We start from the raw sequence: 7,248 nt of genomic DNA on the forward strand, positions 1-7,248 counted from the left end.
ACCTGGGCGAATGCGTTGAAACCCGTGGCCTGCCATATGTAACTGTCGCCATCTTGTTGCAAGACTTGCCGCGACAATGGCGTCTCCTGACTTGTGACCCAGGTATTCGATCGATCACCTTGCATGTCATCGCCAAAATAAAGTGGCCAAGGACCACTATCGGGCGCAGCGTAGCTACTGATTTGAGAGCGTGCCACGCCACTACCGACACCACTTATATAGGCGTCCGTACGCTGCAGCTGCCCTTCGGTAATGTCGAATCGATTACTAAAGGTATAACGCGTGGCGCGACCATCTGGCGCAATGACATCAGTCCAAACGGTCGAAGGACAACTGCTCGGCGTAGGGCAATTTTTTGTCCAGCTTTCATTCGCCGGTGAGTACTGGTATATCCAAGTCTGCGGCGACGGCAGCCCCGCCCCTGAAAATACCTTCTGTTTGATCGTGAACGAGTACCACGCGTTCGGGGTTAGCGCGTAACCAGCAGCTACCCCAGCGATGCTATCGCCACCCCAGCAGCCCTGATAAACATAAGAGCGACCGTGTTTTTGGGCCGCCACAGAGAAACTCCCAGTCAGCCCAGAAGGATGGACCATGCTGCCTGCCCATCCAACGGGATTACTCGCGCTTGCGGGAGCATCGCAATCACCCTCACGGACCGTCGTCAGCGTCACCTTGTATGCAAGATCTCCTAAGTTGAATTTCCAATGGCTGTGGTCAGGAAGTGCAACGTCACTGAGAACCAGTTGCCCACGGTTATAGTCCGTGTATTGATAAGTCCATGTTCGTCCACCACCGGCATTGGGTTGAGCCGTGATGGTGCTCGCGGGACCTGTCGGGGATGAGTACTGAATCGTTACCGAGCGACCATCGCTTGCCGTAATGCCTGCAAGTCGACGATTGCTGTTGTAGCTGTAAGTAAGCGAGTTGCCGAAACGATCCTCGACCCGGCTCACCAACATGGCGGCGTACTCGCGGTACAAGTCGTCCGTCTCTGCCGAAACCATCGGCTGCACATCAATCGAGGCGGATCGCAACATAGGGGGCGATGGATCACCTACCGGCCGTGAAATAATCGGGGCGGGGCTGGAGACAAGGTAGTCGAACCAGTATTTGGTTCCATCAGGTGCGATGGCGAGAAAAGCCTCTCGCGCAGAATCATTGGCGGCATGCGGCAAGCAGCCAATCATCCAATGCTTTTTGGTCAGGGCAGGAAACACCATGCCCGGCATCTGAGGCGCAGCAGTATAGAAACCACCCGCGCGATTCAGAATATCTTGACTGCCCTCACCCGGCATCACCAACTGGTAGCCATTCCACCATTCATAAGTCTTCCAAGAGTGGCGATAAGAATCGCCAGGGACACCGTTGACACTTGGCGGCCTACTGAACTGAGTGCAGATAGCCAAGGGCGATGGCCCCTCCACCATCCAACCCTGCACATTTTGCTGAGTCGCTACGGTAGTCGTGATACGGGGAAGATCGATATCCCAATCGACAAACGCACCGTTTCTATAGCCCTCGCTATTCATGGGATCCGTCACATGGAACGACCGCATGAGCTGCAGCAGCGGTCCATTGCCAGGAAGGCTCACGTCCGTTTGCGAGAACGAAATAGCACCGTTGTAAAGACTGATATTTTCACCGAAAGGATTTTCGCCTAGAGGCTGAATCTCCTCACTCACCTTAAGCAGTTTCTTATATTCCTGCTCCGGCGAAGACTGCGCTGCAAGCGATGTCGAGAACAGCCATAAAGCGGCCGCAAGCCATCCGTGGCGCGCAAGGCGCCCCATGATCAAGTTCATTCACAACCCCCAGTGACCCGCACCACCCCTACGCGGCAACGGCATAATCTTGCGATTAAATGTAACTATTTACGTTAATCGCAAGATTTCGTCCAGTGACCTAAGGACAACAGGCCATCTCGGAGGGATTGCTCAAGCGTTCCGCCCCCTGACTCAGGGTGACTACGGCCAAAGCGCTGGTGGGAAAACTTAGCCGTGCTTGCGGAAATACAGCCAAGCAATAAAGGCGAGAATCGTCGCTGGCAGCAGGTTGGCCAGCGCGGGGGGGATCCCGTAGACAGTGCCAAAGTTGACCATGGCTTTCTGTAGGAAGTACCAACCGATGGCCAGCATCATGCCGAGAAACATGCGCTTGCCGAGGCCGCCGGAGCGCAGTGCACCGAAGGCGAACGGCATCGCGCACAGCACCAGCACCAGCACGTTCAGCGGATAGAGTGCGCGGGTCCAGAAGGCCACCGCATACTCGCCGGGCGCTTCACCCAGGCTTTCTTTGTAATGGATGTTGCGATAGAGGTCGCGCATCGACAGGTATTGCGGCTGGATCAGCGATTGCTCCAGCACCTGCGGATTAAGCCGCGAATCCCATTGCATGCTGGCCGCCTCGGTGGTGTGGGTGCCCAGGTCGTCGAGGGTGGTGCTGCGCACGCCGTTCATTACCCACTGCTTGCCGTCGTGCTCGGCGGTCTTGGCCCAATCGAAGCGCGTGAGCTGACCGTCGGCGGTCATGGTGAATACGCGCACGTCGACCAGTTGCACACTGTTATGCGTGCTGTCGCTTTTGGCCAGGGCGGTTTTCGCGTTGATGATGTGGTCGCCATCGCGTGCCCACAAACCGCTGCTGGTGGTCATGCCGATGGTGTTGGTCTTCATGCGCAATTGCATGGCTTGCGCTTGCTGGTCACCCCAGGGGGCCGCCGTCTCGCCGAGAATCACCACGCCCACGATCAGCACCGCGACCACGCCCACGGAGGAAACCGCGATACGCAATTTGGACATGCCGGCCGCGCGCAGTGCGGTCAGCTCGCCGCTACCGGCCAGGCCGCCGAGGCCGAGCAAGCCACCGATCAAGGCGGCGTTGCCGAACATTTCGTACATGCGGCGCGGCGTGGTGACCAGCACGTAGACGATGGCGTTGGTGAGGGTGTAGCCGTTTCTGCCGATGTGCCCGATCTGCGCCATCAGCTGCCAGACCACGTTGAGGCCGGTAATCACCAGCCACACCATCAGCAGCGCACTCAGCACCGTGATGCCGACCAGCCAGTCGACACGTTTAATACGCAAAGCCATCATGCGCTCACTGCCTTGGGGGTGGCCTTGCCGCGCGGTTTGCGCGCCTGGTATTGGGCGCGGAACATCCACACGGCGATCAGGAACACCAGCAAGCTGATGCTCCACATCGGCGTCGAATGATGCCAAGCACCCTTGATGAGTTTGCTACGGCACAAGGCCAGCAGCAGGTAGTAGAGATAGAAGGCCAACACCGCCAGCAATAGACGGCCAAAGCGCGGTTCGCGCGGCGTTTGCCGAGACAGCGGCAACGCCAGCATCAACAGCACCACCATCATCGCCGGGGCGATCGTGCGCCAGGCGAACTCGGCGCGCGCATCGGGGGTGTCGGCCTGTGCCAGGGTGATCATGTCCAGGATATGCGCCGGATCATCCTCGTCGTTGTCCGATTGCACGTTGGACAGCGAACTGTCGTTGCGCTCGTATTGCATCTTGCGCCAGTTGTCGGCGCCCAGCGGTATCTCGTACTGCCAGCCATCCCACAGGGCAAGAAAGCGGCCGACGCCGTCGGTGTCCTGATACAGCTGGCCGTGCTTGCCGGTAATCAGCTTGAGGTGATGCACGCCGTCGGTGCCGGCGCGGTCGGTGGCAATAAAGGTATTGCCCAGCACCGAGCCGTCGCGGCTCAGGTTCTCGACGAAAATAATCCCACCCTTGCCCGGCAATTCGGTAAAGCGGCCGGCGTCCAGTCCGGCGGCAATCACCGAGCGGTTCGCCGACGCCACCAGCGCCTGCGAGGTACGCGCCGACCAGGGCCCCAGCCACATCGTCACCGTGCCCACCAGCACCGCCAGCACCACCGCGAGCATGGCCATCGGCCGCAGCAAGCCGCGCGGCCCCATGCCTGACGAAGCCAGCACGTGCATTTCGCTTTCGCGATACCTGCGCCCCAGCGAAAGCAGCACGCCCAGAAAGCCGCCCAGCATGACCACCGTGGCGAGGCCGTCGAGCATGTTCAAGCCCAGTACCTGGAACATGACGCTGGCGGGAAAACTGCCGTTGGCCACTTGTTTGAGCACCCCGGCAAACGAGGTGCCGGCAAAGATAGCGACCAGCACAATCACCGTGGCAGCCACGGTTTGAGCCAGTTCACGCAGAAAATAGCGGTCGAGGATGCTCAGCATGCGATAGGATACTTGGCTCCGTGCCTGGCCAACGCCGGCCGGCAAACTCCAAGTCTAGCCTGTCCGACCTGCTTCGGACCCCTGCAGGATGTTACCGATGACGCTTCAGTTCAGCCTCGACTCTGCCGCCCCCGAATCCGTCGAAACCTCTTGCGTGGTGGTTGGCGTCTACGAGAACGGCTTACTCACCAGCGCAGCGGCGCGGGTGGATACCGCTGCCGAGGGTGCCATCAAGCGCCTGGCCGAAAGCGGCGATATCACCGGCAAGGCCGGTACCACGACCTTGCTGTTCACCCCTGCCGGGGTAGCCGCCAAGCGCGTGCTGGTGGTGGGCCTGGGTGCACAGAAAACCCTCGACGGCGCGCGCTACCAGAAGATCCACATGGAAGCCGCCCGCGCCCTGGGCCGCTTGCCGATCCATAGCGCGGCCTCTTACCTGACCGAAGTGGAAGTCCCCGGCCGCGATGCCGCCTGGCGTTTGCGCACCGCCGTGCTCGCCGCCGATCACACCGCTTATCGCTATACCGCCACGTTCAAGCCGCGCGAGGCATCCAGCCAGCCCGAGTTGACCGCCATCAGCTTTGCCGCGCCGGCCGAAGCGCATCATGGGTTGGACCAGGCCATCGCCATCGCCGAAGGCGTGCGCTTTGCGCGCGAGCTGGGCAACCTGCCGCCGAACATCTGCAACCCGGCATATATCGCCGAGCAAGCGCAGCAGTTTGCCGATCAGCACGACCACGTCAGCTGCAACGTACTCGATCATCTCGAGATGGAAAAACTCGGCTTCGGCTCGCTGCTCGCGGTAGGCCGCGGCTCGGTCAACAAGCCCAAGCTGGTGGTGCTGGAATATAAAGGCGGCAACGCCGATGAGAAGCCGTATGCCTTCGTCGGCAAGGGCATCACCTTCGACACCGGCGGCATCAGCCTCAAGCCCGGCCCCGGCATGGAAGAAATGAAATTCGACATGGGCGGCGCCGCCGGTGTGCTCGGCGGCTTTGTCGCCGCGGTAAAGATGGGCCTCAAGCTCAACCTGGTCTGCGTCGTGCCGGCGGTGGAGAACATGCCCGACGGTGACAGCTACCGCCCCAGCGACGTGCTTACCAGCCTCTCCGGCCTGACCATCGAAGTGCTCAACACCGACGCCGAAGGCCGCCTGATTCTGTGCGATGCACTCACCTACACGGCGCAGACCTTCAAGCCGCAGGTGATCATCGACGCCGCCACCCTCACCGGTGCCTGCGTCATTGCGCTGGGCAAACACGCCACCGGCCTGATGAGCAAACACGACGATCTGGCCGCCGAGTTGCTGGCCGCCGGCGAAAACACCCTCGACCGCGCCTGGCGCCTGCCGCTGTGGGATGACTATCAGGTGCAGTTGGAATCGGGCTTTGCCGACGTCGCCAATATCGGCGGCAAGAATGCCGGCGCGATCACCGCTGGCTGCTTTCTCGCCCGCTTCACCGAAGGCCAGCGCTGGGCGCATCTGGATATCGCCGGCACCGCCTGGGACGAAGGCCGCAAAGGCCTGGCCACCGGCCGCCCGGTTCCGCTGCTCGCCCAGTGGTTGATCGATCGAGGCTGATTGACCGAAGCTGATTGAAAGCGGGGAACGGGGAATAGGGAACGGGGAACATCAAGGGTGTTGAATTGCATTCTTGCCTCAGACTCGACACTCCCCGTTCCCCGTTCCCCGTTCCCCGTTCCCCGTTCCCCGACCATGCTTGAATCCCGATGCCCCGCGCCGACTTCTACCTGATCGACAAACCACGCTTTCGCGAGCAGCCGCTGTTGCTGGTCTGCGAGTTGGCGAAGAAGGCGTTTGCGACGCAGCAGCCGGTGTTGGTGTTGACGCGCGATTTTGCCCAGGCCGAGGCCTTGGACGAGTTGTTGTGGGCCTTCGATGACGATGCGTTTATTCCGCATCAGCTGGCGGGCGATGACGACGATGCGCTTACCGCGGTGCTGATCGCACCACCGGGCATCGATACCGCAGATCGCCCGTTGTTGATCAATCTGCGTGAAACCTGCCCGCCGGGCCGTTACGAACGCGTGCTTGAAGTGGTCGCCGCCGACCCGGCCGAACGCGACGGCTCACGTGTGCGTTGGCGTGAATATCAACGGCTCGGGGTCGAGGTCAACAAGTTTGACATGTAGGCGGCAGCGCCCCATCAGGCACTTAGGCGACGACGCGCTGCAAGGCCTCGGCCAGTTGCTCACCGGTCAGCGGCTTGCGTAGAAAGCCGTCCATACCCGCTTCACGCGCACGCAGTTCTTCATCGCCGCCCGAACGGGCGGTGACCGCGACAATCGGTATGCGCCGGTCACTGTCCTCGCATTGGCGAACCAGCTGCGCAATCTGAAAACCGTCCACGCCGGGCAAATCCAGATCCAGAAAAATCGCCTCGTACGTGCCCTGCTCCACTTCGGCCAGCGCGTTCAGGCCGTTGCCGACATGGCGTACCAGATGGCCTTGCCGTTCAAGCAAGCCACGGATGACCGCCGCCACCGTCGCGTCGTCCTCCACCAGCAACAGCCGCAAGCTGCGCAAGGCCACGCTCTCCACCGGCCATATGGGGCTTAGCGCAGGCTGTTCCGGAATCGCCAGCGGCAAGCGCACATGAAAGGTGCTGCCGTGCGCCACACGCGATTGCAGATCGATGCTGCCGCCCATCAAGCCGACCAGCTCGCGGCAGATCGCCAGCCCCAGACCGCTACCGGAATTGCGCTGCGGGCCCTGCTCTTGTTCGAAGCGTTGAAACAGCCGCGCCTGACTCGCCTCGGGAATACCCGGGCCGGTATCGCTGATACTCAAATGCAGGTTTTCCTCAGCCCACTCTGCATGCAAGGTCACACTGCCGTACTCGGTGAACTTCAAGGCGTTGTTGGCCAGGTTCAGCAGAATCTGCTTGATCCGCACCGAGTCGCCGAGCAACCACGCCGGCAACGGCTCGATGATATCGACATAAAAATGCAGGCCCTTGGCCTGGGCCAGACCACGCTCCAGTCGGGCAACGTCGTAGATCAGCGCATGC

6 protein-coding genes are annotated in these 7,248 nt (G+C 61.0%); 2 read left to right on the forward strand and 4 right to left on the reverse strand.

Translation table 11 applies throughout. The features are described from left to right. From OUZ52_RS21545 to lptF, 3 genes are all read right to left on the reverse strand, one after another. Window positions 1-1,805 (reverse strand): hypothetical protein (locus OUZ52_RS21545; protein WP_266160649.1); only part of this gene is annotated, 1,805 nt, incomplete at its 3' end. Window positions 1,806-1,994: 189 nt separating this feature from the next. Then, the gene (gene lptG / locus OUZ52_RS21550) at window positions 1,995-3,095 is read right to left on the reverse strand and encodes an LPS export ABC transporter permease LptG (protein WP_266160650.1); all 1,101 of its coding nucleotides are present in this window, start codon (window positions 3,093-3,095) and stop codon (window positions 1,995-1,997) included. Beyond that, complete coding sequence (gene lptF, locus OUZ52_RS21555) at window positions 3,092-4,216, reverse strand: LPS export ABC transporter permease LptF (protein WP_266160651.1); 1,125 nt, start codon at window positions 4,214-4,216, stop codon at window positions 3,092-3,094. The genes lptG and lptF overlap by 4 nt, the downstream gene beginning before the upstream one ends. Window positions 4,217-4,313: 97 nt before the next feature. Here lptF and OUZ52_RS21560 point away from each other — a divergent pair, with 97 nt between their 5' ends. Next, window positions 4,314-5,798: a leucyl aminopeptidase gene (locus OUZ52_RS21560; RefSeq protein WP_266160652.1), complete on the forward strand. Its 1,485-nt coding sequence runs from the start codon at window positions 4,314-4,316 to the stop codon at window positions 5,796-5,798. A gap of 149 nt (window positions 5,799-5,947) precedes the next feature. Further along, complete coding sequence (locus tag OUZ52_RS21565; RefSeq protein ID WP_266160653.1) at window positions 5,948-6,370, forward strand: DNA polymerase III subunit chi; 423 nt, start codon at window positions 5,948-5,950, stop codon at window positions 6,368-6,370. 22 nt (window positions 6,371-6,392) lie between these two features. Here the strand turns inward: OUZ52_RS21565 and OUZ52_RS21570 are convergent. Continuing rightward, window positions 6,393-7,248: ATP-binding protein (locus tag OUZ52_RS21570; protein WP_266160654.1), on the reverse strand; the 856-nt coding region annotated here is incomplete at its 5' end.

It is taken from the genome of Dyella silvatica (genome assembly GCF_026283955.1).
Classification (GTDB): Bacteria; Pseudomonadota; Gammaproteobacteria; order Xanthomonadales; family Rhodanobacteraceae; genus Dyella_C; species Dyella_C silvatica.

What these genes read in the sequence shown, in the direction of transcription:
- OUZ52_RS21565 (WP_266160653.1), top strand. Translation starts at nt 5,948, where the DNA reads ATGCCCCGCGCCGACTTCTACCTGATCGACAAACCACGCTTTCGCGAG.
- OUZ52_RS21560 (WP_266160652.1), top strand. Translation starts at nt 4,314, where the DNA reads ATGACGCTTCAGTTCAGCCTCGACTCTGCCGCCCCCGAATCCGTCGAA.
- lptF (WP_266160651.1), bottom strand. Translation starts at nt 4,216, where the DNA reads ATGCTGAGCATCCTCGACCGCTATTTTCTGCGTGAACTGGCTCAAACC.
- lptG (WP_266160650.1), bottom strand. Translation starts at nt 3,095, where the DNA reads ATGATGGCTTTGCGTATTAAACGTGTCGACTGGCTGGTCGGCATCACG.